Annotated in this window: 27 protein-coding genes; 10 read left to right on the top strand and 17 right to left on the bottom strand. The window is 66.0% G+C overall.

The annotated features are described in order from the left end of the window. Positions 1 to 36: 36 nt before the first annotated feature. The 9 genes from ACZK4Z_RS10560 to ACZK4Z_RS10600 all read right to left on the bottom strand — a co-directional run bounded on the left by ACZK4Z_RS10560 (position 37) and on the right by ACZK4Z_RS10600 (position 8077). On the bottom strand, positions 37 to 570 hold the full coding sequence (locus ACZK4Z_RS10560; protein ID WP_125894019.1) for a lipocalin family protein: 534 nt from the start codon (positions 568 to 570) through the stop codon (positions 37 to 39). 8 nt (positions 571 to 578) lie between these two features. Beyond that, positions 579 to 1652 carry an SAM-dependent methyltransferase gene (locus tag ACZK4Z_RS10565; protein WP_478451516.1) on the bottom strand — a complete coding sequence of 358 codons (1074 nt, stop codon included), beginning with the start codon at positions 1650 to 1652 and terminating at the stop codon, positions 579 to 581. Next, positions 1649 to 2434 carry a DUF1295 domain-containing protein gene (locus tag ACZK4Z_RS10570; RefSeq protein ID WP_125894023.1) on the bottom strand — a complete coding sequence of 262 codons (786 nt, stop codon included), beginning with the start codon at positions 2432 to 2434 and terminating at the stop codon, positions 1649 to 1651. Before ACZK4Z_RS10570 ends, ACZK4Z_RS10565 begins: the two co-directional genes overlap by 4 nt. Next, a complete protein-coding gene (locus ACZK4Z_RS10575) occupies positions 2431 to 2976 on the bottom strand; it encodes a DUF2878 domain-containing protein (protein ID WP_125894025.1) in 546 nt (181 codons plus the stop codon). Before ACZK4Z_RS10575 ends, ACZK4Z_RS10570 begins: the two co-directional genes overlap by 4 nt. A gap of 1 nt (position 2977) precedes the next feature. After that, positions 2978 to 4237, bottom strand: coding sequence for an SAM-dependent methyltransferase (locus ACZK4Z_RS10580; RefSeq protein WP_125894027.1), 1260 nt, complete (start codon positions 4235 to 4237; stop codon positions 2978 to 2980). After that, positions 4234 to 5001, bottom strand: a complete 768-nt coding sequence (locus ACZK4Z_RS10585) for a DUF1365 domain-containing protein (protein ID WP_125894029.1) — start codon at positions 4999 to 5001, stop codon at positions 4234 to 4236. Before ACZK4Z_RS10585 ends, ACZK4Z_RS10580 begins: the two co-directional genes overlap by 4 nt. Then, complete coding sequence (locus ACZK4Z_RS10590; protein WP_125894031.1) at positions 4998 to 6275, bottom strand: NAD(P)/FAD-dependent oxidoreductase; 1278 nt, start codon at positions 6273 to 6275, stop codon at positions 4998 to 5000. Before ACZK4Z_RS10590 ends, ACZK4Z_RS10585 begins: the two co-directional genes overlap by 4 nt. A gap of 1 nt (position 6276) precedes the next feature. Beyond that, positions 6277 to 7227 carry an acyl-CoA desaturase gene (locus ACZK4Z_RS10595; protein ID WP_125894033.1) on the bottom strand — a complete coding sequence of 317 codons (951 nt, stop codon included), beginning with the start codon at positions 7225 to 7227 and terminating at the stop codon, positions 6277 to 6279. Between the two features lie 82 nt (positions 7228 to 7309). After that, the gene (locus tag ACZK4Z_RS10600; protein WP_125894035.1) at positions 7310 to 8077 is read right to left on the bottom strand and encodes a hypothetical protein; all 768 of its coding nucleotides are present in this window, start codon (positions 8075 to 8077) and stop codon (positions 7310 to 7312) included. A gap of 135 nt (positions 8078 to 8212) precedes the next feature. On the opposite strand from ACZK4Z_RS10600, the gene ACZK4Z_RS10605 reads away from it, so the two are divergent. From ACZK4Z_RS10605 to ACZK4Z_RS10615, 3 genes are read left to right on the top strand one after another with little or no spacing between them, the layout of a single operon-like run. After that, positions 8213 to 8836 carry a sigma-70 family RNA polymerase sigma factor gene (locus ACZK4Z_RS10605; protein WP_125894037.1) on the top strand — a complete coding sequence of 208 codons (624 nt, stop codon included), beginning with the start codon at positions 8213 to 8215 and terminating at the stop codon, positions 8834 to 8836. Continuing rightward, positions 8833 to 9507 carry a ChrR family anti-sigma-E factor gene (locus ACZK4Z_RS10610; RefSeq protein WP_125894039.1) on the top strand — a complete coding sequence of 225 codons (675 nt, stop codon included), beginning with the start codon at positions 8833 to 8835 and terminating at the stop codon, positions 9505 to 9507. Before ACZK4Z_RS10605 ends, ACZK4Z_RS10610 begins: the two co-directional genes overlap by 4 nt. A gap of 13 nt (positions 9508 to 9520) precedes the next feature. Further along, a complete protein-coding gene (locus ACZK4Z_RS10615) occupies positions 9521 to 10213 on the top strand; it encodes a Rossmann-fold NAD(P)-binding domain-containing protein (protein WP_125894068.1) in 693 nt (230 codons plus the stop codon). 2 nt (positions 10214 to 10215) lie between these two features. On the opposite strand, the gene ACZK4Z_RS10620 is transcribed toward ACZK4Z_RS10615, so the two are convergent. Genes ACZK4Z_RS10620 through ACZK4Z_RS10630 form a run of 3 tightly spaced genes read right to left on the bottom strand, consistent with a single transcriptional unit; the run spans position 10216 to position 15309 of the window. Further along, positions 10216 to 12615 carry a response regulator gene (locus ACZK4Z_RS10620; protein ID WP_125894041.1) on the bottom strand — a complete coding sequence of 800 codons (2400 nt, stop codon included), beginning with the start codon at positions 12613 to 12615 and terminating at the stop codon, positions 10216 to 10218. Continuing rightward, complete coding sequence (locus ACZK4Z_RS10625) at positions 12608 to 13075, bottom strand: response regulator (protein WP_125894043.1); 468 nt, start codon at positions 13073 to 13075, stop codon at positions 12608 to 12610. Before ACZK4Z_RS10625 ends, ACZK4Z_RS10620 begins: the two co-directional genes overlap by 8 nt. Then, positions 13072 to 15309, bottom strand: coding sequence for an ATP-binding protein (locus tag ACZK4Z_RS10630; RefSeq protein ID WP_125894045.1), 2238 nt, complete (start codon positions 15307 to 15309; stop codon positions 13072 to 13074). The genes ACZK4Z_RS10625 and ACZK4Z_RS10630 overlap by 4 nt, the downstream gene beginning before the upstream one ends. Positions 15310 to 15560: 251 nt before the next feature. On the opposite strand from ACZK4Z_RS10630, the gene ACZK4Z_RS10635 reads away from it, so the two are divergent. After that, the gene (locus tag ACZK4Z_RS10635; protein WP_125894047.1) at positions 15561 to 15854 is read left to right on the top strand and encodes a hypothetical protein; all 294 of its coding nucleotides are present in this window, start codon (positions 15561 to 15563) and stop codon (positions 15852 to 15854) included. A gap of 16 nt (positions 15855 to 15870) precedes the next feature. Here the strand turns inward: ACZK4Z_RS10635 and ACZK4Z_RS10640 are convergent, their stop codons facing one another. Both ACZK4Z_RS10640 and ACZK4Z_RS10645 read right to left on the bottom strand, forming a co-directional pair. Continuing rightward, the gene (locus ACZK4Z_RS10640) at positions 15871 to 16356 is read right to left on the bottom strand and encodes a TspO/MBR family protein (RefSeq protein ID WP_125894049.1); all 486 of its coding nucleotides are present in this window, start codon (positions 16354 to 16356) and stop codon (positions 15871 to 15873) included. 70 nt (positions 16357 to 16426) lie between these two features. Next, complete coding sequence (locus ACZK4Z_RS10645) at positions 16427 to 18622, bottom strand: AsmA family protein (RefSeq protein ID WP_478451519.1); 2196 nt, start codon at positions 18620 to 18622, stop codon at positions 16427 to 16429. Positions 18623 to 18755: 133 nt separating this feature from the next. Between ACZK4Z_RS10645 and ACZK4Z_RS10650 the strand changes: the two genes are divergently transcribed. Beyond that, positions 18756 to 19235: an N-acetyltransferase family protein gene (locus ACZK4Z_RS10650; protein ID WP_478451521.1), complete on the top strand. Its 480-nt coding sequence runs from the start codon at positions 18756 to 18758 to the stop codon at positions 19233 to 19235. A gap of 89 nt (positions 19236 to 19324) precedes the next feature. Here ACZK4Z_RS10650 and ACZK4Z_RS10655 read toward each other — a convergent pair whose 3' ends face one another. Continuing rightward, positions 19325 to 19933: an FMN-dependent NADH-azoreductase gene (locus ACZK4Z_RS10655; protein ID WP_125894055.1), complete on the bottom strand. Its 609-nt coding sequence runs from the start codon at positions 19931 to 19933 to the stop codon at positions 19325 to 19327. 302 nt (positions 19934 to 20235) lie between these two features. On the opposite strand from ACZK4Z_RS10655, the gene ACZK4Z_RS10660 reads away from it, so the two are divergent. From ACZK4Z_RS10660 to ACZK4Z_RS10670, 3 genes are all read left to right on the top strand, one after another. Then, on the top strand, positions 20236 to 20661 hold the full coding sequence (locus ACZK4Z_RS10660; RefSeq protein ID WP_125894057.1) for a DoxX family protein: 426 nt from the start codon (positions 20236 to 20238) through the stop codon (positions 20659 to 20661). Between the two features lie 89 nt (positions 20662 to 20750). Beyond that, entirely contained in the window at positions 20751 to 21644 is an 894-nt protein-coding gene (locus ACZK4Z_RS10665; protein WP_125894059.1) for a LysR family transcriptional regulator, read from the top strand. A 91-nt stretch (positions 21645 to 21735) separates the two neighbouring features. Further along, positions 21736 to 22683 carry a pirin family protein gene (locus ACZK4Z_RS10670; protein WP_478451523.1) on the top strand — a complete coding sequence of 316 codons (948 nt, stop codon included), beginning with the start codon at positions 21736 to 21738 and terminating at the stop codon, positions 22681 to 22683. 40 nt (positions 22684 to 22723) lie between these two features. Here ACZK4Z_RS10670 and ACZK4Z_RS10675 read toward each other — a convergent pair whose 3' ends face one another. Beyond that, positions 22724 to 23572, bottom strand: coding sequence for a helix-turn-helix domain-containing protein (locus ACZK4Z_RS10675; protein ID WP_125895914.1), 849 nt, complete (start codon positions 23570 to 23572; stop codon positions 22724 to 22726). A 90-nt stretch (positions 23573 to 23662) separates the two neighbouring features. Between ACZK4Z_RS10675 and ACZK4Z_RS10680 the strand changes: the two genes are divergently transcribed. Continuing rightward, a complete protein-coding gene (locus ACZK4Z_RS10680; RefSeq protein WP_125895913.1) occupies positions 23663 to 24124 on the top strand; it encodes a DUF6265 family protein in 462 nt (153 codons plus the stop codon). A 25-nt stretch (positions 24125 to 24149) separates the two neighbouring features. Here ACZK4Z_RS10680 and ACZK4Z_RS10685 read toward each other — a convergent pair whose 3' ends face one another. Then, positions 24150 to 24593 (bottom strand): DUF3693 domain-containing protein, encoded by a 444-nt coding sequence (locus ACZK4Z_RS10685; protein ID WP_478451524.1) that lies wholly within the window; start codon positions 24591 to 24593, stop codon positions 24150 to 24152. Positions 24594 to 24725: 132 nt separating this feature from the next. Here ACZK4Z_RS10685 and ACZK4Z_RS10690 point away from each other — a divergent pair, with 132 nt between their 5' ends. Next, a complete protein-coding gene (locus tag ACZK4Z_RS10690) occupies positions 24726 to 25010 on the top strand; it encodes a hypothetical protein (RefSeq protein ID WP_478451525.1) in 285 nt (94 codons plus the stop codon). Positions 25011 to 25465 lie beyond the last annotated feature (455 nt).

The raw sequence follows: 25465 nt of genomic DNA on the forward strand, positions 1-25465 counted from the left end.
GCTTCAGGAAGATCCGCCCGGGGAGAAGGCTCCGCGTCATCTCACCGACTGCGGCACCCGCCTCAGCTTGTGGGTGTCGTAACCCATGGCCGCAATCCGCTCGACCGCTTGCTGGTAGTCACTGTCCGATACCTGCGGGGTGCGGGCCATGTACCAGACGTAATCGCGCTTGCTTCGTGCCACGATGGTCTGATGGTAGCTTTCATCGAGCCAGGCGATCACGTACTCAGCCTGGATCGGCCAGATGAACTGCATGCCCCAGATCGCGCCGTTGCCTTCCTTCTCGACACGGCCGACGGGGTGCATCGACTTCTGTGGCGCGTCGAAGCTGCCTTTGCGGTAAGTGAAGGTGGTCTGGATGCGTCCATCGGGGCGCAGGGCATAGCTCTCCACGGCGTCGAAGGCCTCGCGCTCAGGGCGCGACGGGATATGCGCGATTACGTACCAGTCGCCCATGAAGCGCGGTACATCCACCGACGGCGGACGCGGCAACGGGCGGGTGTCGCTGGAGCTGCAGCCGGAACCGAACAGGCCGACCGCGATCAGGGGGAGCAGCGGAAACATGCGCATCGGGCACCTCAGCGGGGTCGGAACAGATAGTGGGCCACCAGCCACTGCTGGCCGTCGTCGTAGCCGAACAGCTCGGCGCATGCCATCCAGAACATGCGCCAGCGCTGCCACCAGACCTTCGCTGCAGCCTGGCCATAGGTGGCGATCAATACCGGCATCACCCGCTCGCGGGCTGCATCCTGGTTGGCCAGCCAGTGGTCGGCCGTGCGCTGGTAATGGGTGCCGTCCAGCAACCACCGTTGCTCCAGGCGCAGGTCGCGCTGGAAATGCAGCAGTGTGTCGGCTGCCGGCATCAGTCCGCCGGTAAAGAAGTGGCGACCCATCCAGTTGTCGCCGCCGTCTGTCTCGAACGGATACATCAGTGTGCGATGGGCGAAGATGTGCACGAACAGTGCACCGTCCGGTTTCAGCCACCGTGCGATGCCTGCCAGCAGGCGCTGGTAGTTGCGTACGTGCTCGAACATCTCCACCGAGACACAGCGGTCGAACCGGGCCGTCGGCAGGTCAAGCTGGTTGACGTCGCGGGTCATCACCTCGACGTTGCCCAGGCCGCGCGCCTGGCACTGCGCCATGATGTACTGGCGTTGGCTGTGCGAGTTGGAGACGGCGGTGATATGCGCCTGCGGGTAACGTTCGGCCATCCACAGGGTCAATGAGCCCCAGCCGCAGCCCAGCTCAAGTATCTGCTGGCCATCGGCCAGTCCGGCGCGCTGGCCGTACAGTTCCAGCATGGCGTCCTCGGCCTGGTCCAGCGTTTCGCGCCCGGTGGCGTAGTAGCAGCTGCTGTACTTCAGCCGCTTGCCCAGGCAGGCCTGGAAGAATGCCACGGGAACTTCGTAGTGCTGGCGGTTGGCCGCTTCGGTATGTAGCGCGAGTGGGCTGTCGGCCAGCTCGGTGATGCGCTGGCTGAAGCGTGCCGATTGGCCTTCGATGCCGCCTTCGCTGTCCTCATGCAGGCGTTGCGCGCACAAGCGGCGGATGCCCGCACGCAGCGCCGCATCGGGCACCAGCCCACGTTCGGCCCAGGCGATCAGCCCGGTTTCCGCATCTTCGGCCGGATTCAGTGACGGGATCGCGCTCATGCGGAATGCTCCTTGGAAGAACGGGGGAACCAGGGAAAGAACATCGAGGTAGTGCGCTGGTAGGCGCGGTAGTCGTCGCCGCGGCTGCGCAGCGCTTGCTTTTCAGTGAAGGGAATGCCGCTGAGATAGCGCAGGAACACGTACATCAGCAGCGGGCCGGCCCACGCCAGCCACCACAGTGGCGAGCCGACCGCGAGCAGGACATAGCTGAACCAGTGCAGCCACTCGAAGAAGTAGTTGGGGTGGCGGGAGTAGCGCCAGAGCCCCTCGCGGCAGGTGCGGCCCTTGTTCGCCGGGTCGGCGCGGAAGCGGGCCAACTGGCGGTCGGCCAGGCTCTCGCCGCCGACGCTCAGCAGCCAGACAAGTGCGGCGGCCACGATCCACAACGTCATGCTTGTCTGCGGATTGGCCGCCACCGCGACGAAGGGCAGGGCGAACAGCACGACCAGCAGCGCCTGGGCCATGAAGAAGCCGAAGATCTTGCCTTGATGCCCTTGCCAGTGCTCGCGCAGATAACGGTAGCGGCCGTCTTCCTGTTCGTGGCGGACCCGGTGCCACAGGTGCAAGGCGAGTCGACTGCCCCACAGGCCACCGAGCACGCCGAGCGCCATCCGTGGCGCCGCCGCACCATCGCCGAGCCACGCCAGCAACAGGGCTGATGCGCCCACGCCCTTGGCCCAGAGCACATCGACCACGCCGATGTTGTCGTGGCGGCGCTGCCAGGCCCAACCCCAGCTCATCACAAGTACGGGATACAGCAGGACCCACAACAGATTGATCATGACGGTGCTCCTGCCAAGGGCGGCGGGAGGGTGCGGGAGCCGCGACGAGCGGCCATGCACAGCAGCGAAAGCGCGATGCTCCAGCCCACACCCAGCACCAGCAGGCCCTGCCACAGCGGCGCAGTGAAACGGACCGCCTCGAAACCGCGCGCTGCGGAGAGATACGCCAGCGGGGCCAGCAACAGGCCAAACAGGGCTGGCAGGGCAGGGTGGCGCAGCAGGAAGCGCATCGAAGTGGTCAGCGTCATCGCAAACGCGGCCCACAACGCCATGATCCAGAGGGGCGGAGTCCAGCCCAGCGGGGCAGCAGCGTAGCGCACGGCGCCGCTGGCGGCGGCACTGGCGTCGACGAGCCACGCGCAGGCCAGCGCCAGCAGCATCAGCCGAAGGTCCAGTCGAGGGTGCGGTGAAGTGAGCAGCTGGCTGCCGATATAGATCGTTGCGGCCAGCAGCGCCGGCCACTGCCAGCCTCGCCCTGCGCCGGCCACGGCACACAGCCAGACCAGCTGGTTGCCAAGCAGATTGGTCCAGAACCGGCGCATGTCAGCGGCTGTCGCCCGCAGCGAGGACGGGCCGGTGGTCCGGACGGGCCAGCAGCAGATGCGAGACGCCGATCGAACGTTCCAGGAAGCCGCCCTCGCAATAGGCCAGATAGAACTCCCACAACCGGCAGAAGTGCGCATCAAAGCCCTGCGCCTGCACCGCAGGCAGCTGGGCCAGGAAGCGCTGGCGCCAGGCGCGCAAGGTCAGTGCGTAGGAGTGGCCGAAGTCCTGCTGGGCGATCAGCTGCAGGTCGCTGGATCGGGTCTTGGCGGCCATGATCGCGTTGATCGATGGGATGAAGCTGCCCGGAAATACATAGCGCTTGATGTAGTCGACGCTGCGCCGGGCCTGTTCGTAGCGATGGTCCTCGATGGTGATGGCCTGCAGCAGGGCAACGCCATCCGGCTTGAGCAGGCGTTGCAGCGTAGCCATGTAGGTGTCCAGGTACTCGGCGCCGATCGCTTCGATCATCTCGATCGAGACCAGCTTGTCGAACTGGCCCTGCAGGTCGCGGTAGTCCTGCATCAGCAGCGTGACCTGATCCTGCAGGCCCGCCGCCTCTACGCGCTGGGCGGCCAGCGCATGCTGTTCCGCGGAGATGGTGGTGGTGGTCACATGGCAGCCATAGTGCTGGGCGGCGTGTACCGCGAAACCGCCCCAGCCCGTGCCGATCTCCACCACGCGGTCGCCTGGCTTGAGTTGCAGCTGCTGGCAGATGCGGTCCAGCTTGCGCCGCGAAGCAGATTCCAATGACTCGAATTCGCTGTCGAACATCGCCGACGAATACATCAGGTCCGGCGACAGGAACAGGGCAAAGAAGTCGTTGCCCAGGTCATAGTGCGCGGCGATATTGCGGCGGCTGCCTTCACGGCTGTTGCGGCGCAGGCGGTTCCAGACCCGCAGCATCCCCCCACCCAAGCGGGCCGGGCCACGCTCCATGCCGTCGAGCAGATCGCGATTGCGCACCAGCAGCCGGATCAGTGCCACCAGATCATCGCAGTGCCACTCGCCCTGGATGTAGCTTTCACCTGCGCCCACGCTGCCTTGCGCAGCAACCTTGCGATAGAACGCCGGGTCATCGATGGTGACGGTGACATGCAGTTCACCACGGGTGTCGCCCAGCCAGACCTCGCCGAGTGCATCGCGCACGCACAGCCGACCGTCGCGCATCGGGGCCAGCTGGGCCAGCAGGCGGCGGCGCAGGAACGCGTCCAAGGCGCCGGGGCGCGGCAGGGCAACCCAGGGAGTCATCGAGTTCATCGCGGTTTCTCGGTAAGAGTGGGGTGGTCGTGCACCGGGTTGCGTTTCAACCACAGCCGCAGTGCGTGCCAGTGAATGGCGGCCACCACCTGGGTGGTCATCAGGGGATAGCAGGCCAGAACCCGGGCCAGCCCGCGGCCATCCAAGGCACGCCGCTGCATGGCCTGGGTGGCATCAAACTGGCGCACGCCGTCCCGCCAGACCTGCATGTGCACGCGCAGGTCCTGGTCGGGGCGGTTGAACCGCCAGTCGTAGCCGCAGTCCATCGGCATGAACGGCGAGACATGGAAGCACTTGTCGAACTGCCAACGCAGTGAGCTGCCTTCGTGCGTGGCGGTAGCGACCGGCAGCACATAGGCGTGCCGTTCCTTCCAGGGCGTGTTGGTGATCTCGGCGACAATGCAGTCCAGCGTGCTGCCGTCGGCCTGGTAGCAGTAGTAGAAACTGACCGGGTTGAACACGTGCCCGGCAAAGCGAAGATGGGTGAGCAGGCGCACAGGGCCGGTCGGCCGGTAGCCAAGCGTGTGGGCAGCGTGATCGCGGATGGCATCGGCCAGGGGCCGTGCGGGATCGCCGAAGTAGTCGCTGCGGCGGAACTCGGCCAGGTTGCGGCGATTGACCGACCACAACCAGCGCCCGTCGAACACCGTATCGAGTTCTTCCAGATCGAGCAGGAGCTGGGCGATGGGGTAACGGAAGGCATGCGGGTGCGGATGATGCCGGCGATGCATCACCTGCCCGATGTAGAGCGCGCTGGCACTCATGCCGCCACCTCATCCGCGGCGGATGCCAGCCGATGTGGGGCGCAGGCCTGCAGGGCATCGACCACGCGGCGGGCGCTGCGGATGCCATCCTCATGGAAGCCCCAGCCCCAATAGGCGCCTGCGAACCACGTATGGCGACGGCCCTGCAGTTCCGCCCAGCGCTGTTGCGCGCGCACTGCGGCATGGTCGTGCACCGGGTGGGCGTAGCGCAGCGTACGCAGTACTTTGGCCGGATCGATTGCCTCGCTGCGGTTGAGGGTAACCACCAGGGGCGTATCGCCGGGCAGGCCCTGCAGCAGGTTCATGCAATAGCTGACCGTGCAGGGCGCGGCGCGATCCTCTGGCACGTGCGCGTTCCATGCCGCCCACGCCTTGCGGTTGCGCGGCAGCAACGAGGCATCGGTATGCAGTACGGCCTCGTTGGATTGATAGCGGATGGCGCCAAGGACCTCACGCTCGATGGCATCGGCGTCGCACAGCAACGCCAGCGCCTGGTCGCTGTGGCAGGCCAGGATCACTTCGTCGAAGGCCTCCGCGCCGGCCGCGCTGTGCACGCGTGCACCCCAGGGCATGCGTTCGACCATCCTGACCGGGCATTGCAGCCGCTCATGCACCCGCCAGCGGCGGCGCAGCGCATCCACGTAGCGCGCCGATCCCCCGCTGACCACCCGCCAGCTCGGGCGCCCGGTCATCTGCAGCATCTGGTGATTGGCCATGAACTGGGCTAGGTAGCGCGCCGGGAAGTCCTGCACGGTGGCGGTCGGTGAGGACCACAGTGCCGAGGCCATCGGCAGCAGGTGCTCGTCGATGAAGGCCTCGCCATAGCGCTGGCTGCGCAGGTACTCGCCGAGCGTGGGGCCGTCTTCCTCGGCCAGCAGCAACGGCGCATCCCGATAGAACCGGCGCAGGTCGGCCAGCATGCCCCAGAATCGAGGTGACACCAGGTTGCGGCGCTGGCAGAACAGGCCATCCAGCGAGGTGGCGTTGTACTCCACGCCGCTGCGCTCGCTGTGCATCGAGAAGCTCATCGTGGTCGGCTGCGAAGCCACACCCAGCTCGTCGAAGAGCGCGGTCAGCAGCGGATAGTGCTGGGGATTGAACACGATGAACCCGGTATCCACGGCCATGCGTGTCCCACCCACCTGGACGTCGTGCGTGTGGGTATGGCCACCGAGGTAGTCGTTGGCCTCGAACAGCGTGACGTCGTGCTGGCCATCGAGCCACCAGGCACTGGCCAGCCCCGCGATACCCGAGCCGATGACGGCGATGCGCATGTCAGTACCTCGCCTTGGCCAGGACCCACTCGGGGATGGGCTTGAGACCTTTGACCAGGCCCAGGGCCGCCATCGCGCGCAGTCCGTACCAGGTCAAATCCACTTCCCACCAGCGGAAGCCCTGGCGGACAGTGCCGGGGAAGAAGTGGTGGTTGTTATGCCAGCCTTCGCCGAAGGTGAGCAGCGCCAGCCAGAGGTTGTTGCGGCTGTCATCGCGTGTGTCGAAGCGGCGGCGGCCGAATCGATGCGCCAGCGAATTGATGGTGACCGTGGCATGGAACAGCACGATGGTGGAGACGAAGAAGCCCCACACCAGCAGCTGTGGGCCGGAGGTGTGCAGGCCCGGTGCCCAGCGCTCCAACCCGGCGCCCAATGCATACAGCGCTGCGGCCAGCAGTACCGGTACGGCCGTATCGAAACGGTCCAGCCAGCGCAGTTCGGGGAAGCGCGCCAGGTCCGGTACCCGTGACAGATCGGTGGCGAACGCCTCGCGGGTCAGGAACCAACCCATGTGGCTGCGCCAGAAGCCGCCCTCGCGTGGCGAGTGCGGATCCAGCGGCTGGTCGGCATGCCGATGGTGATGGCGATGATGGGCGGCCCACCAAAGCGGCCCACGCTGCACGCTGGAGGCGCCGATGACAGCGAACACGAACTGCACCGGCCGCGATGCCTGGAAGGTCCGGTGCGAGAAATAGCGGTGATAGAACGCCGTGATGGCAAACATGCGCACCGCATAGAGCACTGCGGCGACGATCACCGCTGTCCATGAGATTCCGACCCAGAGCACAGCGATGCAGGCCAGGTGCATCAGTGCGAATGGCACGGCGCGCAACCAGTCGATGCGGCCGGGCTGTTCGCCGGTGGTCTCTGCGACGTTGCCGGTGTCGATCCAGCGCTGCAGCGTACGCAGCAGGCGCGAGCGTCGACGGGGGAGGGGCGCTACAGAGGCCATTGGGGGATCTCGGCGGGTGTCGTGTCTACCTGTACGCAGCAGCGCGTGCAATGGATGCGCTGCGACGCGAAGAATCTCGACTTCACCTGGGCGTCACGGCGCAGCGGTCGATCAGAGGATGCGTCCAGGCCTGCTGCCATTCCGCGGCAGTCTGCTCGGCAGCAGGCGAGCTGAAGCGCACCGTCACCTGCGGATAAGTGCCGCTTGCATCGCGCAGGTTGCTGGTACCGCGGAATTCCAGCAGGCGGCGGTCGGTGCTGGCATAGACGAGTGACAGACGCGGGGCGATGCCGCCGTACCAGGTGTCCAGACTGACGTCGATCGACTGCCCATCAATACCCTGCCAACGTACCGGACCGATGCGCCGCACCTGCACCGGGAAGTAGCGCTGCCGCCCAGGCACCAGGAAGGGCAGACTGATGAGTTCGCCGCGCAGCAGCGCCGGCCAGTGCAGGCGCACCGCAGCGTCGAACCCTGCATCGATCACCGCGTCCGGCGGCAGTTCAAGCCGGCGCTGACGCGGCTGGCTGGCGGCATCTTCCTTCCAGGCAATCGACACCGAGTCGCCAGTGGCGTCGACTTCGGCGGTCTGGCCGCTGCGGCGGTCCTGCAGCGAATAGCCCCGTGCCTGCGGGCGGGCGCTGGCGGGCAGATGCTTGCGGGCGAAGGGCTGGCCATCCGGGCACTGGTACAGCACCCAGCGTTCGGCACCCTCCGTTGCCTCGCGCCGCCAGTGCACTTCACGGTAGAGGATGTCGCCCTGCGCGGAGGTGGCCACACCCTCACTTCGCAGCCAGGGTGCCGCCAGCGCGGCATGGGGCAGGCACAGCAGCAGCCAGGCAGTGCGCATGGTGTTCATCCGGAAGGGTAGGTCTCTCAGGTCATACGGCGGGGGCGCCCGGTTGGATGCGCAGTGCCGACTGCATCCAATGGCTGCCCCTGCACGTACAGAGGACAGACCTTCACCCGCCCGCCGCGAACGCAGATGTACCCTGACGCCGCCAGCACACTCCTCAACTTCGATACCGCACGTACCGTGTCCAGTTACCAGCAGCCGAGCAGCGAGCCGACGAACTGGGCCGGTGACATGGACGGCGTGGCGCGGCTGCGCGACCGCGAGTGTTTCATGCGGATCTACGACTACTTCATGCCGCGGCTGTGCGTGTACCTGCGCGGCCTGGGCGCACCCGATGCCGTAGCCGAGGAGCTGGCGCAGGAATGCCTGTTGCGCCTATGGCTGCGGGCCGCCGATTTCGATCCGGCACAGGGGGCGCTGAGTACGTGGCTGTATCGCATCGCCCGCAACCTGCATATCGATCGAGTGCGCCGCGAGCGCAGCTGGATGCAGGTGCAGGCAGCGGTGGAGGACGCGGCGACGCTGGATGTGATCGAGCGCAGCAGCGCCGAACAGTTCGCCGACCAGGCGCGTCTGCGCCAGCGCATCAACGAGCTGCCTGCGGTGCAGGCGCGGCTGGTGCGGATGTCCTATTTCGAGGCCAAGAGTCACAGCGAGATCGCCGAAGCGCTGGGCATGCCGCTGGGGACGGTCAAATCGCACCTGCGCCGTGCCTTCCTGCAACTGCAGGCGAAAGTGGGAGGTGTGCTGTGAATCCGCACCACCACCTGCACGAATCCACGCTGATGAGCTATGCCGCGGGTGCGCTGTCGTCGCCGTTGAGCATCGTGGCCGGTGCCCATCTGGAGCAGTGCCCGCATTGCCGTCAGCGCCTGCGCGATGCTGAGGCGATCGGTTCGGTGCTGCTGGAGCAGACCCAGCCGCCTGCAACCGACACGCGGCGCGAACAGTTGCGCGAGGCCATGCTGATGCAGCTGGCCACGGAAACGCCGATGGCCATGGCGGAATCCCTGCGCCCTATGCCGAAGGATCGGCCCGAGGCTGATCCCGATCATCTGCCGGCGTCACTGCATCCCTACTTTGGCACCTCGCTGGGTGACCTGCGCTGGCGTTGGATGGCGCCGGGGGTGCACTGCATCCGGGCCGAGCAGATGCCCTCGCTGATCATGCTGAAGATCGCCCCCGGCAAGTGCCTGCCTATGCACAGCCATGGCCGCAGCGAGCTGACCCAGATCCTGCGCGGTTCCTACAACGACGCGCTGGGGCTGTTCGCGCCGGGTGACGTTGCGGATCTGGACGAGGAGGTGGAGCACCAGCCGGTGACCGCGCCGGGTGTGCCGTGCATCTGCGTGTCTGCGTTGGATGCGCCGTTGGTGTTCAGCGGTTGGCTGGCGCGGAAGATCCAGCGTTTCGTGAAACTCTGAGGCGGGTGCGATGATGGTCGGGACGGGTGCATTGCGGATTCTGTTGACCGGTGCCGCAGGCCTGGTCGGGCAGGGTGTGGTGCTGGCCTGCCAGCGCTCACAACAGGTCTCCCGCCTGACCGCGCTGGTCCGTCACCCCGGCAGTCTGAGCGGCACCGGCAGCGAACTGATTGTCCCGGACTTTCTGCGTATCCAGGAGCGGGTGGAGGAGCTCGCCGGGTTCGATGCATGCCTCTACTGCGCCGGTGCGCCACCGGTCGGCACCGCCGAGGCCGAGTACCGACGCGTTACCGTGGACACCACGCTGGCGGTGGCCCGTGCCTGGGCGGCCGCGAATCCCGGGGGATGCTTTCTGTATGTATCCGGTGCGGGTGCAGACCCTCAGAGCCGGCTGATGCCGCTGAGGGTCAAGGGCGAGACCGAAGTTGCTTTGCAGGCTCTGCCGGTGCGCTCGGTGATGCTGCGCCCGGGTGGCGTCAGGCCGGTCGCGGGAACCGGCACCCGTCATGCCCTGTTGAAGCCCTTGTACTGGGGCGGCGCGCCGTTGATGAAGCTGGCCGGTGCGGTTGCGCCTTCGTTGATGACCAGCAATCTGGCCCTGGGCCAGGCGATGATTGCGCTGGCCGCCAGGGAGCATCCGCCGGCCACGGTGGAGTGCGCGGACATCAACCGGATCGCCGCTGGCATGCGCGATCCGGCGTCCTGACCTCAGTGCGGCGTCGCCTCCAGCGCGGTGCGCACCGCCGCTGCAAGATCACTGCGGGTAAACGGCTTTGGCAGCAATGAAACGGCGCGTCCCTGGCTGCCCACCTGGTCGTGGTCGCGTGGATAGCCCGACGTGAACAGGACGGCGACTTCCGGCCAGCGTTCACGTACTTCGTGCACCAGTTCCCAGCCCGACATGCCGGGCATCACCACGTCCGAGAACAGCAGATCCACCTTGGTGTCGGGGCGTTCCAGCAGCCGCAGTGCGGAGGGTCCGTCGTGGGCTTCCAGCACGCGGTAGCCGAGCAGCCGCAGCGCATCCACCGTGTGGGCGCGGACATCGTCATTGTCCTCGGCCACCAGAATGGTTTCCTCGCGCGGTGAGTAACCCGCCAGGCCGGTCTGTGGGGTGCGTGCTTCGCAGGGCAGGGACAGCGGAGAGCGCGGGAACATCATGGTGATGCTGGTACCGCCGCCTTCCACCGAGTCGATCAGCACGTGGCCACCGGACTGCTTGACGAAGCCATGCACCATGGACAGGCCAAGCCCGGTGCCGCGGCCAACCTGCTTGGTGGTGAAGAACGGCTCGAACACGCGCGCCAGGGTCGCTGCGTCCATGCCGTGGCCATTGTCGCGCACCCGCAACATCACGTACTCGCCTGGCGTTGCATCGGGAAACAGGGCGGCGTAGTCGTGGTCGAGGTGGCTGTTGTCGACTTCGATCACCAGCCGGCCGCCATGCGGCATCGCATCGCGGGCATTGACCGCCAGGTTCAGTACGGAGGCCTCCAGCTGGCTGATGTCGATCTCCACGCACCAGATGTCCTCGGCGTTGCGGATCTCCAGCTGCACCAGCTCACCCAGTGCACGCTGCAGCATGTCGTGCATGTCCAGCAGGCGTTCGTTGAGGTTGGCGGCCTGGCTGTGCAGCGGCTGGCGACGGGCAAACGCCAGCAGGCGCTGGGTCAGGCTGGCGGCACGGCCGACGCCTTTCAGTGCATTGTCCAGTGCACGGCTGACCATTGCCCCGGGTTCTCCGGCGCGTTCGTTGAGCAGCATGGCGTGCTCGACGTTGCCGGAGATGACCGTCAGGATGTTGTTGAAATCATGGGCGATGCCGCCGGTGAGCTGGCCGACCGCCTCGATCTTCTGTGACTGGCGCAGCGCGTGTTCTGCTTGTAGCCGCGCGGTGGTTTCCACCGCCTCGGAGACCACGGCGGTGACCACGCCTTCGGTATCCAGCAGCGGGCGGAACGAGAAGTCGAAGCTGCGCCGCCCGGTCGGGAGTTCCAGTTCCAGTGCATGCAGCGAACTGCGGCCCTGTACGGCTGCGGCGACGGCCTGGTCGATCAGCGCACTGATGCCATCGGTTGTGGCAAACCAGAGCGATTCGCCGAAGCGCGCGCCAACAGTGTCCTTCTTGTCCGCAAGCACCGCGGCCAGTGACGCGTCATTGGCATCAACCACGCGTCCGGACAGATCCAGCAGCACCTGATGCTGGAAGCTGGATTCGAAGATCGCCTGCAGGCGCCGCTTGCTGGCCCGCAACTCGGCGGTGCGTGCCTGCACCTGTCGCTCGAGAACCTGGTTGTCCTCGCGCAGCGCCAGTTCGGCCTGCTTCAACAGTGAAACATCGCTGCCCATGCAGATGTAGCCGACCACGCTGCCATCGGCCGCATGTTCCGGTACGCAGTCCATCTGCACGAATCGTGATTCGCCGCTGCGGTGGACCAGTTCGACCTGGAAGCTGGTGCGCTCGCCCTGCAGTACCCGCTCCAGGCTGGGCAGGGCGTGCTCGAAGGCGGAAATGCCGCTGACATCCCGTGCCGCGCGACCCAGCAGTTCGGCCAGGCTGACGCCGTGCCAGTCCAGGAACGCCTTGTTCGCGAAGCGGTAGCGATGCGCCGTGTCGAGCTGGGCGATCAGCGCAGGGACGGCATTGGTTACCTGCTGCAACTGCGCCTGGCTGTCGTTCAGTGCGGCCTGCGCCTGCACAAGCTGGGTGCGTTCATGGGCCTCCTGCCGCGCACGACGGATCGCATCCGGCAGGCGCTGCAGGCGCTGCTTGACCACGTAGTCGCGCGCGCCGCGGGTCAGCGCCTGCACGGCCAACTCCTCGGTAAGCGTGCCGGAGACGAAGATGAAGGGCGTCTGCGGAATCCGCTCGCGCGCCAGCGCCAGTGCAGCGTCGCCGTCGAATCCGGGCAGCACATGATCGGCCAGGATCACATCGAAGGCGCGATTCTCAATTGCCTCGATGAAGGCATTGCGGGTCCACAGGCGCTCGGCCTCGAAATCGAGGCCGGCACGCTGCAGCTGTGCGCTGATCAGCTCCGCATCAAGCGCGCTGTCCTCCAGCATGAGGATGCGCAGGCGCTCGCTGCGGCGCGATCCATCACGCATTGTGCTGCCCCGAGCCGTTGGGCCGATGCGGCGGGGGCTGGTTGGTGATGCCCCAGAACATGCCCAGCCCTTGGATGGCGTCGAAGAACTCCTTGAAGTCCACTGGCTTGACCACGAATGCGTTCACGCCCAGTTCGTAACTGCGCACGAGATCCTGTTCTTCGCGCGAAGAGGTCAGCATCACCACCGGGGTGCTGCTCAGCTGTGCGTCACCACGCACCTGTTCCAGCACTTCCAGGCCGTTCACCTTGGGCAGCTTCAGGTCCAGCAGCACCACCACCGGGCCGCCGTGCATGGCGCCGGCGAACTTGCCTTCGCAGCGCAGGTAATCCAGCGCTTCGGCGCCGTCACGTACATGGATGACATCGTTCAGCAACTGGCAACGCGACAGCGCCGCCAGCGTCAGCTCTGCATCCTTGGGGCTGTCCTCTACCAAGAGGATCGGCCGCAGGTCCCTCATGGGTGATCTCCTGTGGAACGGGGTAGGGTGAAGTGGATCGTGGCGCCCTTGCCAGGTTCGCCCTCGGCCCAGGTCCTGCCGCCGTGGCGGCCGACGATGCGGCGCACGTTGGCCAGGCCAATGCCGGTGCCTTCGAATTCCTCGACGTGGTGCAGGCGCTGGAATACGCCGAACAGCTTGTCCACGTAGCGCATGTCGAAGCCACAGCCGTTGTCGCGCACGAAGAAGTGGTCTTCGTCGTCGTTTCGCTGGTGACCGACCTCGATGACCGCCTGCTCGCGCTCGCGGGTGAACTTGATCGCGTTGGCCAGCAGGTTCTGCCAGACCAGGCGCAGCATCGTCGGGTCGGCTTCGACCTCCGGCAACGGCGCAAGCGTCCACTGCACGTCGCGGCCGCTGTAGTCCAGGACCAGGCTCCGGCGCACATCCTCGGCCAGCGCGGCCATATCCAGCCGCGCCCGGCCCAGCGTAGAGCGGCCCATCTGCGAAAAGCTCAGCAGGTCGTCCACCAACGTTCCGGCAGATTTGGCCGACTCCACGATCGTATCCAGGAAGCGGCGCTCGGTATCGTTGAGGCGTTCGCCGGCCGAGCTGCCCAGCAGTTCCGAGTAACCGACGATATGGCGGAATGGCGCGCGCAGGTCATGGCTTACGGAGTAGGAAAACGCTTCGAGTTCCTTGTTGCTGCGGACCAGCTGCTCGTTGAGCTCAGCCATTTCCTCGGCCTTGCGCAGCACGATGTCGACGATGGCCGTGCGCATCTCGTGCGCGGCATCGCGGTCGGCGTCATTCCACGGCAGGCTGCGCTGCTGCACGGTCTCTTTCCATGCTTCGAATGAACTGCGCGGGGACAGTGCCACGCCGGGCGCCGCCGCTTTGCGTGGGTCGCCCCCCCAGCGCACGGTGTGCACCACTTCCGGGCGGAACCACATCAGATAGCTGTCGTGCAGCTGCGAAATGGACACCGCCAGTACGCCGCTCGCCACGTCGGACAGGCGCGCGCCGGGCGCCCAGTCGGCTGCCAGATGGTCACTGCAGTACGTTTCCTGCCCGGCCTGCTGTGCGGCCAGCCAATCGGCCAGGGCCAGCACGTCGGTCGCGGGCGGGCACTGGCCCACACGCATGCAGTCGCCCTTGTGCACAATGGCGGCGCCTGCGGCACCGGTCAGCGACAGCAGGCTGGCTTCATCGTGGCGCAGCGCAGCCATGAAATCCTCGTCGCCGGCCATGCGTGCCAGCAGCTTGACCAGCACCGAGCGGCGCGCCACGCGTTCTTCGATGGCGCGTGCACGCTCCTTCAGCGCGATTTGCAGCGACAGGATCTGGCCCATGAATTCACAGGCGGTGCGCACGTGATAGGGCAGGCGGCGCGGCTGCACCGTGTGGCAGGACACCAGGCCCCACAGCTGGCCCTCATGCACGAGCGACACCGACATCGACGCGCCGGTGCCCATGTTGCGCATGTACTGCAGGTGCACGGGCGAAACGCTGCGCAGCACGGCCAGGCTCAGGTCGGTGGCCGGCGCGTCGCGGTGCTCCTCGCTGCGCATCAGCGGGGCAGGGGTGTAGCTGTTGTCCGCGATCAGTCGCACCCGGTTGCGCCGGTACAGCTCGCGGGCCTGGGCCGGAATGTCCGACTCGGGGAAGCGCAGGTCCAGGTAGGACGGCAACAGGCCGTTGCCATCCTCGGCGACGACGATGCCGTTCCAGCCTGCATCGAACTGGTAGACCAGGGTCCGGTCGAAGCCGGTCAGCCGGCGCATGTGCGCGGCCGCCAGCTGGCACAGATCTTCCACGGTGGTAGCCGATTCGATGCCGGTCATCAGTTCGCGGATCGACGGATACAGTTCTTCCAGCGAACCCGGCTGGCCGGGAACCGGTGCCTCCAGCTCGATCAGCAGATCGGTGGCGGAGCGATGCACCAGCAGCTGATGTCGGCCGTGGCCGTCCAGGTGCACAGCGCCTACATGGGCGCTGCTGCCCACCGTGGCCTGCTGGAACAGCGCCTGGAAGGGCGCCAGCACGCCGCCCAGTACCTCGCTGACGTGCTGCATCAACGGTTCGCCGAACTGCTTCAGCAACCCCGGCTGGCTGATGGCGCGCTCACGCACCCGCAGTGACTGAGGCTCCACTACCAGAAGCACCCCATATGGCTGGATGGCACCGGGCGTATGAATCGGTTCGCGCGCACAACGGGACTGGGCGGTGTCGTGCGTGGACTCAGCAGAAGGCATCAAGGGCGGGACTCATGATTCGTGGATGGCTGGAAAGGCCCAGCGTCGCATCCGGCATGCATGGATGGTGAAGCAAAATCGTGCATTCGCCTACCAGCACGTTCGCGTGAAGAGCGTTTCATTCAAACCTGAATTCTTCATCTGACCATTCCAACAGCACTTGCATGTTTCGCGAAAGGTACATGTGCGCTGCACGCGCGCTCGACACCGACTTGCCTAGGGTGAACGCACATTCCTGAGTGACCACGCCCGTGAACCTGCAGACCTTGCCTTCAACGCCATACCGCATGCTTGCCGACAGCTGCCAGTTTGAGCTGCTGGATGTGGATGCCCTGCAGGATCCGGCCAGTGGGCGCCTGCTCCACCTGTACTCGCTGGTTGCGCGCTGCCTGTGCTGCGAGACGGTGTTCAAGGCGGAAGAGGGGCAGGGACTGGTCAGCCACACCGCCGCGCGGGTGGTGCGATGCCCCACGGGTTGTGGCCAGCAGGCGTTCAAGCCGGCATTGCTGCGTGCATGGAAGCCGCAGCGCGTCGCACAGGCCTGAGAGCACTGATACTGGCTCACAGCACCCCGGGATTGGCGCGCCACACCGCGAAGTTCAGCGCCGAGGCAAACGATATCCAGGCCAGGTAAGGCAGCAGCATCACCGCCGCACCGCGATGGATGCGTGCGAAGGCAACGATCGTTGCGCAGACCAGCGTGATCAGTACCAGGATGTCGACGAAGGCCAGCGCTCCCAGCTTCCAGCCGAAGAACAGCCAGCTCCAGAGGGCATTGACGGCCAGCTGCACCAGATAGAGCACCAGGGCCGGTTGCGCGTTGCGCCAGCCGCGTTCGCGCCAGACCAGCCACGCCGCAATGGCCATCATCGCGTAGAGCAGGCTCCACACCGGGCCAAACACGCTGGCAGGCGGTGCCCAGGCAGGCAGGGCGAGGGTGGCGTAGAAGCTGGCGGCGGAGGCCGATGCCCATGCGCCGACTGCGGCCGCCGCAAAGGTGGCCACGCCCCATCCCAGAAGACCCAGAGCCTGTGAACGCCGCTTCATTCCGTACCGCTCCATCCTGCGTTTACCGCTCATACGAACGGAAGCGGCAAATGGATGCAGCCCGGGGCGATCAGTCTGAAGAACCTGCGGCGCTTCCACCTTCGGCAGCCGGCAACAGCGAAGGGCGCTGATCGAACCATTCACGCGCCTTGGCCAGATGCCACTGGCGCTGTTCGCCATCAAGCTCGATGCCCGCGCCCAGCAGCCCCCAGCGGAGGTAGAGATCGCCACGCTTGCGCCGCTCCAGCAGATCCAGCCGCGCACGAACCGACAGGCGATCATTCTCGGCCTGCAGTCCGTCGATCAGCAGATGACCCGGGCGCCAGCGCAACGTGGCCTGTGCATCGACCTGGCCGGAATCCAGCAGGGACAGCGTCCAGCGCGGGTAGTCGGTGCGCTTGGCGAACACGGCCAGCAAGGGGCGTGCATCGCTCAGGGTCAGATCGGTGGTAGCGTCCACCTGGAACGGGGACTGCGCGTCGATGCGGCCCCGCTTGAACACAGCACGGCCTTTCCACGCGCTGTTGGAATCGGTGCCGGCCACCTGCACATTGCGCAGCTCCACGGTGGTGCCGGACAGATCGAAATGGCGCTGGTTGAAGTCCCCGCGGCGAAGCGTCGCGTTCACGTCGACATCGCCGCCCATGTCCAGGCCCGCCACCTTGGCGCTGGCATTGCGACCTAGCAGCCGCGCGGTGCCATGGCCGACGCGGCCATCGGTGTCGAGCGTGGCGTCGCCGCTGAGGCTGCCGGAGCCACGCAGCAGGCGCACCTGTTGAGAGCCAAGGTAGCGGTTGTAGGCGGCCAGGTCCGGGATGGTCGCTTGGCTGAAGCGCAACCGCGCACGAACGCCCTTGCGCAGTTCCTGCAGGCGGCCATCGCCGGTGAGGTCCACGGCCAGGTCGCGACCGTCGAACAGGCGTACATCCTTCGCATCGCTTGGGCGAGCGGTGAAGCGGGGCAGCCGGATCGCCAACTGTGCCTGAGTGGGGCTGCCGGCCTTCAGCTCGCCATGCGCACTGGCCGTGCCGGCCAGCCGCACGCCAGCGACCTCGGCCACGGCGGCAGCCGAAGGGATGTCCACGGTACTGCCTTCGATCAGTTCGCCATTGCGCAGGCGCAGATCTGCTTTCAGGGTGCCGCCGCCATCCAGCTGCAGCCACGGTTTGCGTACGAACAGGGCAGGGATCCAGTTGAGCGAGGTGAAGGTCCATTCGCCGCGCACAGTGCCGGAGCTGCGTTCCAGCAGCTGGGCAGGGTGCTGGAAGGGAATCTCGCGCCCGGTGATGTGCAGGTCGGCATCGATGCCAGCGGCCGAATCCGGGCGTGGCGGCAGGCGGGCCTGCAGGCGCAGGTCGTTGGCCACGTTGAGCTGCAGGGCCAGCACGCCGCGATCGGGTGCGCCGTCGCCGAGGTAGAGCGGAACCTGCCAGAGCGCGTGGTCACCAGGTTGCAACTGGCCGTCCAACAGGTGGACCGCCAGTTGCAGGCGACCGGGAACCGGCGAACTGGAGATGCGGGGCGTCTGCGCGTCCGTATCCATGCGCAGGCCCTGGCTGCGCGCATCCACTTCAAGTTGCGCATGCAGCAGCTTCAACTTGGCCAGGCCGGGCGCCTGGTCGCGATAGTGGCGCGGATAGCTGAAGCGCGCGGTCAGATCCATGTCGCCCAGCAGCTGCACGCCGTCATAGCTGGTGTCTGCCTTGCTGAACGAGACTTCGGAATCGAACAGTTCGGACGGGCCGCCGCGCAGCTGCTTGAGGAACCCGACCGTACCCTGGCCCTTGCCGATGATCAGCAGCTTGCCGAGCCGGGCACTGCGGATGCTGTCGCTGTGGATGGCGTCGAAACGCAGGGTCCAGCCTTGGTCGCTACGCGGCGGTGACGGAATGGCGTCCTCGACGCGACTGATCTCGGCCGACACGCCAGTGGCCTGCAATCGCGGAACCCGCACTTCGCGGCGGAACAGGGGCAGGACTGCCAAGCGGGCGCTGGCACGCTCGGCGTGCAGTACGTAGACGGTATGGTTGACGTGACCGCGCATATGCACGTTCCAAGCAATGACGTGGCCCGGCAGCAGCGTGATGGCCGGGCCGGTCGTCATCACGAACTTGTGCGGCTTGCGGTTGGTGACCTGGCCGAACAGCGGGGTGTTGAGGAAGATGTTGCCGGCCAGCAGGTAGAGAACGTACACGCCAAGCAGGATGTAGCCAGCGACGCGCCATCGGCGGAGCCGGAGCGGGATGCGCGCGGGAATAGGTGGCATGTACTGTTCCAACGGCTGGAATTCACTCAACTATTGCGGAACCGATGGCGGTGGCGCGTGAAGCGGGTGCGGGGCGCTTGCTGGATTCTGCTAGTGTCCGCCTTGCCCACTACGCCGATCCGCGAGGAATCGCATGGAAATCCGAGCTGCCACCGACGGTGACTTCGACGCCATGTGGGCGATTTTCAAGGCGGCCATTGCGATGGAGGATTCGCTCCCGTTCGCCGGCACCTTCGAGGCCGGCACCTTTCGGAGCCATTGGTTCGGAGTGCAGGCGGCCTTTGTGGCCGTTCTGGAAGGGCGCGTGGCCGGAATGTACAAGATGGGCGCCAACTTCCCGGATCTGGGTGCGCATGTGGCCAGCGCCACCTATGTGGTCGATCCTCGGGTACAAGGTCGCGGCATTGGCCGGGCGCTGGTGGAACACAGTCTGGCCCGGGCCCGAACGGAGGGTTTCCTGGCCATGCAGTTCAACTACGTGGTCAGTACCAACACGCCGGCGGTAGCGCTGTACCGCACGCTGGGGTTTGCGGTGGCCGGGACGCTACCGGCGGCGTTTCGGCATCGAACGCTGGGGTTGGTTGATGTATATGTGATGCACCGGTTCCTGTAGACAGCGATATCGCTGTCCATCGGCTTCGGTGCGTCGGGCGGAATGGGATTGAAATGCCGTGGCGATGTGTATCGCCGACGGCACAGCTATCAGGCGAAGACGCGCTCGATGTCCTGCTGGGCGTGCCGCAGTGCCTGTGCGCGCGCATCGTCGCCCATTGCCAGACCTTCGGCCCGGATGAACTGCAGGTCGGTGACGCCGAGGAAGCCGAACAGGCTGGTCAGGTAGGTTTCGTGATGGTCCATGGCCGCACCCGGCACATCACCGGCGTACATGCCGCCGCGGGTGGAGGCGATAAGCACCCGCTTGCCGCCCGCCAGGCCTTCCGGCCCCTGTGCGGTGTAACGGAAGGTCTTGTCGACAATCGCAATGCGGTCGATCCAGGCCTTGAGCTGGCTGGGAATGCTGAAGTTGTACATCGGTGCCCCGATGACGACGACATCGGCCTGCAGGAAGGCATCCAGATCGTCGGCACCGAGCGCCACGTCCTGCTGCAGGGCATCGGCTTCGATGGGGGCGCCCTGGGCAGCGGCAAGGTGGGGCGGAGCAAGGTGGTCGACCGGTGCCAGGGCGAGGTCGCGGTAGGTCACGTTCACGTCGCCATGCTGCTTGCGGGCAGCTTCGATGAGCTGGGCGGTGAGCTGGCGGCTGACCGACTGCTGGCCCAGGATGCTGGAATCAATGTGCAGGAGCTTCATGGCGGTTCTCGTAGTGGAGGGTAGGACGGGCCCGGCGAACGCACTGCCATGGGCCACGGCTGCACTCTATTTCGGGGCATTGGGCCCCACTAGCCGATTGCAGCGGATTTCATTCGTCCACGGATGGGAGCAATCCCGCTGTGGGTGGATTCGTCCATGAATGGACGGGTGAATTCCCCCTGGGGCGGCTAGTGGGCGGTGGAAGGGGCGCCTAGAGTGCGTCCCGCTGGCAATGATGATGTCGTCGTTCCTGCCGCTGCCACCGTCCCTCTTGTTTCAACACGCCTCCAGGAAATGCAGACATGTCCACTTATTCCACAACCACCTTTGGTGCCTCGTCCTCCACCCGCCTGCAGGGCGCAGTCGAACTGCTCGGCCGCCTCCTGCTGGTCGCACTGTTCCTGCTGTCGGGATTCGGCAAGCTGAGCGCCTACGAGGCCACGGCGGGGTACATGGCCTCGGTCGGTGTCCCCGCGCTGATGCTGCCGCTGGTGATCCTTGCAGAGGTCGGCGGAGCGCTAGCGATCGCAGCGGGTTGGCAGACCCGGCTGGTCGCCATGTTGCTTGCCGGCTTCACCCTGGCTACCGCCTTCCTGTTCCACAACAACGTTGCTGATCAGACGCAGATGATCATGTTCCTCAAGAATGTCTCCATTGCCGGTGCCTTCCTGATGCTGGCCGCCAACGGCGCAGGCCGGTTCAGCCTGGATGCGCGCAAGGCCCGATGAGGGCAGGGCGCTGCGCCGAGCGCCGCGACACCATTTGCAACACAATGCAGGGACCTCCGTACCGGAGGTCGTCTGCATGGAGACCACGGGTGATCGATCTCAATGATGTGGCCCTGTTCGTACAGGTGGCCAAAGCCGGCAGCTTCGCCGAGGCCGCGCGCCGGATCGGCATGCCCTCCAATACTGCCAGCCGGCGCATCCAGCAGCTGGAAGAGCAGCTGGGTGTCCGGCTGCTGCATCGTTCCACCCGCAAGTTGACCCTGACCGATGCCGGTGAGGGCCTGTACGCACGCAGCGTGGAGCAGATCGAGGCGCTGGCGGACGCCACCCTGGAGCTTTCCGAGGGAAGCGAAGTGCCGGTGGGCAAGGTGCGCGTCGCCGCGCCGGTGGACTTCTTCAACTGGTTCCAGCTGGAGTGGGTGCAGTCATTCCTGCAGGCCCATCCACGGGTCCGCCTGGAGTTCGTGCTCAATGACGCGCGCGCCGACCTGGTCGCTGACGGCATCGATGTTGCGATTCGCGCAGGTGCAGTCACCGGGCCAACACTGATCGCGCGCCGGGTGGGCAACAACCGTGCAGTGTTGGTGGCCAGCCCGGCCTACCTGGAGGCACGGGGAGCGCCCAGCTCATTGGAGGAGCTGTCCACGCACGACTGTATCGCCGTGCCCTCGGGCTCAGGGCGCACGCAGTGGCGCTTGATGGGGCCGGATGGCCCCGCCGACGTCGAAGTGCGCGGGCGATTCAGCGCCAACTCGGCCTTGGCCTTGACGAAGGCCTGCGTGGCCGGCATGGGCATCGCGCTGCTGACCGAGGCGATGGTGGCGCAGCCGCTGCGGGAAGGGACGCTGGTCCAGGTCCTGCCCGACTACCGGATTGATGGGCTGGAGTTGTTCGTGGTCTACCAGAGCCGGCGACAGTTGCCACGCGCCGCCAGCGCGTTTGTCGACTTCGCCATGACCCATCTGCTGCAGGGCAACTGGTAAAACACCTGAGCTGCAGGCGCTGCCGCCTCCACGCGTGGCAGCCATTGCTCCAGCGATGGAGGAATGAAATCCGCACTGGCCGGCTACTGCCGTGCGTGCTCAGTGCCTACCTTGGACGTACGACGTCGCCGCGACGTTCGAAACCTGCTTCCAAGGAGACCACATCATGCTTGCCGTCCACCCCTCCGAATCCACCGCGATGCCTCCGGTCGCCTCCGTGCGCCGCATCGTGCATCGCACCCGCGGCCGCAGCCACGGACCCATCACCCGGCTGGTGAGTCCTTCCGACCTGGGCGAACGTCTCAAGCCGTTCGTCTTCCTCGATCTCATCGACGCGCGCGATCTTTCGCGCGCCGAAGCCCCTGCGCTTGGCCTGCATCCGCATTCGGGCATCGCCACGCTCACCTGGCTGCTGGAAGGGGCCGTCGACTATGAAGACGACCAGGGCCGCCAGGGCAGTATCGAGGCCGGCTGGATGGAGTGGATGCAGGCCGGCAGTGGCGCGTGGCACGGTGGCGGATTCGGTGATTCTGATCGCCTGCGCGGTTTCCAGTTGTGGCTCGCGTTGCCACCTGCATTGGAGCTGGCTGCACCTTTCAGCCGCTACATCGGCCCCGAGCAGATCCTCAGCGAAGGCCCGGTGACCGTATTGCTGGGAGCGTACGGCACGGCCCGCAGCCCCATCGATGCCCCGGCACCGATCAACTACTTTTCGGTGAAACTGCGGGCGGGAGAATCGTGGCGGTTCCAACCGCCGCCGGGACATGACGTAGCCTGGGCCGCCGTGAGCGTGGGCTCGCTGCGTGTGCCCGAAGCGATCGGTGCAGGTGAACTGGTGGTCTTCGAGGAAGGCGGCCACGAGGTCGCGTTCTTCGCCCGCGAGGACACCGAGTTCGTGTTCGGTACCGCAGCACAGCATTCGTATCCGCTGGCAACAGGCTACTACTCGGTCCATACCAGCCCGCAGGCGCTGAAGGCGGGTGAGGCGCGGATCCGGGAGCTGGGGAAGCAGATCCGGACGGCGGGAAGCGCTGGCTGATGGAGTCGGCTCTGGAGCAGGGCAGGAGGGCGGGGCCCAGCTATCCTGAGTGGCCGCTACTGCTTCCGCGCACGAAGGCGGCTGCCAGCCGCAGTGCATCGTCGCTGCCACGATCGCCACGCAGGGCATTCACCAGCCGGCCGGGCGTTACCCCGGTCCAGCGGACAAGATCATGCGTGGCATGGGCCTGGTCGCTGTAGCCGTGACGTGCGGCTGCAGTGGCAATGCTGGTGGCTTCTCCATCCAGGGTGTGCAGAATCGCCTGCAGACGGCGCACACGAGCGTACTCCTTCGGGGGCATGCCCACCGCGGCCAGAAAGCGGGATTGCAGGCCGCGCAGGGACATGCCAAGCCGCCGCGTCAGTTCGGCAATGCGCAGATCGCCCTGCATCGCATCCAGCTGCGCAACCGCCTGTTCGACACGTTCGTCCAGGACGAAGCTGGAACAACGATCCCGCAGGACCTGCCAGAGAGGCTCGGGCGTGTTGGTGGCCGCACTGGCGCGTGCGGCGGCACTGAACGTTTCGGCAAAGGAAGCATCCAGCGTGTAAAGGTCCGGGGCCTGGTCACGAAGGCCGGGCAAGCGGGCACCGGCGATCAAGGCGCTCGCGGCCGGCTGCAGCCGCACACCGATGCAGAACACCGCACCAGCGGCCTGCAAACGGATTGGCCCTGACTGCTGTGCCGCGAAACAGAACGGTAGATCGGAACGGATACGGCCATCTGTGCCATGCAGCTGCAGCGGCACGCCCACTTCGGCCAGCAGCTCGCAACGGCCATCGGGATAGATAACCTGCACGTCATTCCCGGGTGCGTCGTCATGCAGCCACCAGATGCACTGGACGTGACGGCGGAGGTCGTCGGGGGCAGGGTGCTCGCAGTAGTCCATGCGGCATCGGACGCCATCCTGCGCGTTTTTACAAGCGCCCTCGGTGTCCGTGCCGCTAGCCTGCAGCCAACCCAACCAGGAGGTCAGGACATGTTGAAGTCGAAGGTGGCGGTGCTGGGCGCTGGCCTGGCGTTGGGAAGTGGCGCGGCTATGGCCGCACCGGCCGAGTTCGACTGGCTGGCCGGGCATTGGTGCGGCGGTACCGAGGAGCGCAGGCTTGATGAGGTCTGGCTGCCCGAGGCCGGCGGGGCCTTACTTGGGATGTCACGGACGCTGAGCCACGGCGATATGGAGTCATTCGAGTACATGCGCCTGGTGCCGGCGGGCAAAGCGGCTGGCCTGCATGTGCAGCCCAATGGCGTGGCGCCAACCACGTTCGTCATTGCAGACCATGGCGCGAACTGGGTGGTGTTCGAGAATCCGCAGAATGACTTCCCGAAGCGCATCGAGTACCGGCGTGATGGCACTGCGCTGAAGGCGAGCATCTCCGGTCCGGGTGATGACGGGAAGATCCTGCGGATTCCGTTTGACTATCAACGCTGCGGGGATTGAGTGGGAACGCTGGCCAGGAGTGAAGTCAGGGATCTGAGGACTGGTGAGGCTCTGGCTTCTTGGGTAGCGATCTTGCCTGTAACATAATATACATACCGCCGTTCTCGGCACCGCTAACCGCCTGAATTTGGGCGGTTTTTGCGTTTGCGAGGCCCGGCATGGACAGTGCCACCAGCGCAAACACCGCAGCCGCCGCGCTGATCCGGTCCAGCATCAAACGCCAAAGGGCCCGCTCGGTCTGAGTCTGCGCACGCTCGGCATGGACCATCGCGATCCATAGCGGGCCATCGAGCTTTGCCATCGCGCAAATCTGCGCAATTCGCTCATCAGGGATCGGATTTCGAGCCTGTCGCCAGTTCGACACGACTGCGCGAGTCACGCCCATTCGCTGAGCTAAAGCATTGTCCGAAGGGAGGTTTGCACCGATCCGGGCTTGGTCGAGGAGTTGGTTGACGGCATCCATGTACACGATTCCGTTGACAGGGTGTATTCGGGAAACTATACATCGACCCCGTATGCGGGATCGCATACACCCGCCCCCGGCCTTCCCTGTGCCGGTGCGGCGGGTCCTACAGGGATACAGGGACGCGTAGGGGGCTCTATGAGCTTGTGGCTGGCGGTACAGCCACCGGGGGTTCTTCTTCTCCTCGGGGCTTTCGTGACACTCATGGCGCTGGGGGCAGCGCTCACCGCAATCCGGCTTTTCCGCTACTGGCAGTGGGCCAGGTCAGCCGAGCAGCGTCGGCAGGATTTCGTGGTCGCCGCGGTCGCCGCCACCTTGGCCGCGGGAGCCGCCGCCGCCGCGATCGCCGGGCCTCAGGCCCCCGCCGACGACGCCGAGACGATCGCCGACCTGCAGCAGGGGAGGGTGGGCTATGGCGACTGACACCAAGGCCCTGCAGGCCGTGCCTGCCACGCCCGCCGTTGATCCTTCGGCCACCGCACGGCGTGACATGGATCACCTCGTTTTTCTAATGGCCCTTCCGATCCTGATTGCTGCCTTAGTGGTGTGTGTCAAGCGCGACGTCACCCACCGCACGCGTAATCGATAGGTCCGGGGCGAGCGCTATTTGCGTAGCAAATTGCGTTCGACGTGGACCCAGCGCCGGGCCGATACACCCGATCACCGCAGCACCCCCACACCGGGGCTTACAGGGGCATCTATGACTCGTTCTGAATGGAAACAGGCGTGGTACATCGCGCGCCTTATGGGAGCTCAACCCTTCGGCATTTCGCGGCTGCACATGCGCGTTCGCACCGCTTGGGACTGCCTGCAGCAGCGCGAGGCGCGCAGCGCCGAGCTGGGCTTGTCTCTCTCTCCGACAAGTGACAAGTAATCAG

Source organism: Stenotrophomonas sp. 71799_Sma (genome assembly GCF_056482505.1).

What these genes read in the sequence shown, in the direction of transcription:
- ACZK4Z_RS10690 (WP_478451525.1), top strand. Translation starts at nt 24,726, where the DNA reads ATGAGCTTGTGGCTGGCGGTACAGCCACCGGGGGTTCTTCTTCTCCTC.
- ACZK4Z_RS10650 (WP_478451521.1), top strand. Translation starts at nt 18,756, where the DNA reads ATGGAAATCCGAGCTGCCACCGACGGTGACTTCGACGCCATGTGGGCG.
- ACZK4Z_RS10615 (WP_125894068.1), top strand. Translation starts at nt 9,521, where the DNA reads ATGGTCGGGACGGGTGCATTGCGGATTCTGTTGACCGGTGCCGCAGGC.
- ACZK4Z_RS10655 (WP_125894055.1), bottom strand. Translation starts at nt 19,933, where the DNA reads ATGAAGCTCCTGCACATTGATTCCAGCATCCTGGGCCAGCAGTCGGTC.
- ACZK4Z_RS10605 (WP_125894037.1), top strand. Translation starts at nt 8,213, where the DNA reads ATGTACCCTGACGCCGCCAGCACACTCCTCAACTTCGATACCGCACGT.
- ACZK4Z_RS10680 (WP_125895913.1), top strand. Translation starts at nt 23,663, where the DNA reads ATGTTGAAGTCGAAGGTGGCGGTGCTGGGCGCTGGCCTGGCGTTGGGA.
- ACZK4Z_RS10565 (WP_478451516.1), bottom strand. Translation starts at nt 1,652, where the DNA reads ATGAGCGCGATCCCGTCACTGAATCCGGCCGAAGATGCGGAAACCGGG.
- ACZK4Z_RS10585 (WP_125894029.1), bottom strand. Translation starts at nt 5,001, where the DNA reads ATGAGTGCCAGCGCGCTCTACATCGGGCAGGTGATGCATCGCCGGCAT.
- ACZK4Z_RS10660 (WP_125894057.1), top strand. Translation starts at nt 20,236, where the DNA reads ATGTCCACTTATTCCACAACCACCTTTGGTGCCTCGTCCTCCACCCGC.
- ACZK4Z_RS10600 (WP_125894035.1), bottom strand. Translation starts at nt 8,077, where the DNA reads ATGCGCACTGCCTGGCTGCTGCTGTGCCTGCCCCATGCCGCGCTGGCG.
- ACZK4Z_RS10570 (WP_125894023.1), bottom strand. Translation starts at nt 2,434, where the DNA reads ATGATCAATCTGTTGTGGGTCCTGCTGTATCCCGTACTTGTGATGAGC.
- ACZK4Z_RS10625 (WP_125894043.1), bottom strand. Translation starts at nt 13,075, where the DNA reads ATGAGGGACCTGCGGCCGATCCTCTTGGTAGAGGACAGCCCCAAGGAT.
- ACZK4Z_RS10595 (WP_125894033.1), bottom strand. Translation starts at nt 7,227, where the DNA reads ATGGCCTCTGTAGCGCCCCTCCCCCGTCGACGCTCGCGCCTGCTGCGT.
- ACZK4Z_RS10575 (WP_125894025.1), bottom strand. Translation starts at nt 2,976, where the DNA reads ATGCGCCGGTTCTGGACCAATCTGCTTGGCAACCAGCTGGTCTGGCTG.
- ACZK4Z_RS10675 (WP_125895914.1), bottom strand. Translation starts at nt 23,572, where the DNA reads ATGGACTACTGCGAGCACCCTGCCCCCGACGACCTCCGCCGTCACGTC.
- ACZK4Z_RS10630 (WP_125894045.1), bottom strand. Translation starts at nt 15,309, where the DNA reads ATGCCTTCTGCTGAGTCCACGCACGACACCGCCCAGTCCCGTTGTGCG.
- ACZK4Z_RS10590 (WP_125894031.1), bottom strand. Translation starts at nt 6,275, where the DNA reads ATGCGCATCGCCGTCATCGGCTCGGGTATCGCGGGGCTGGCCAGTGCC.
- ACZK4Z_RS10645 (WP_478451519.1), bottom strand. Translation starts at nt 18,622, where the DNA reads ATGCCACCTATTCCCGCGCGCATCCCGCTCCGGCTCCGCCGATGGCGC.
- ACZK4Z_RS10620 (WP_125894041.1), bottom strand. Translation starts at nt 12,615, where the DNA reads ATGCGTGATGGATCGCGCCGCAGCGAGCGCCTGCGCATCCTCATGCTG.
- ACZK4Z_RS10640 (WP_125894049.1), bottom strand. Translation starts at nt 16,356, where the DNA reads ATGAAGCGGCGTTCACAGGCTCTGGGTCTTCTGGGATGGGGCGTGGCC.
- ACZK4Z_RS10580 (WP_125894027.1), bottom strand. Translation starts at nt 4,237, where the DNA reads ATGAACTCGATGACTCCCTGGGTTGCCCTGCCGCGCCCCGGCGCCTTG.
- ACZK4Z_RS10560 (WP_125894019.1), bottom strand. Translation starts at nt 570, where the DNA reads ATGCGCATGTTTCCGCTGCTCCCCCTGATCGCGGTCGGCCTGTTCGGT.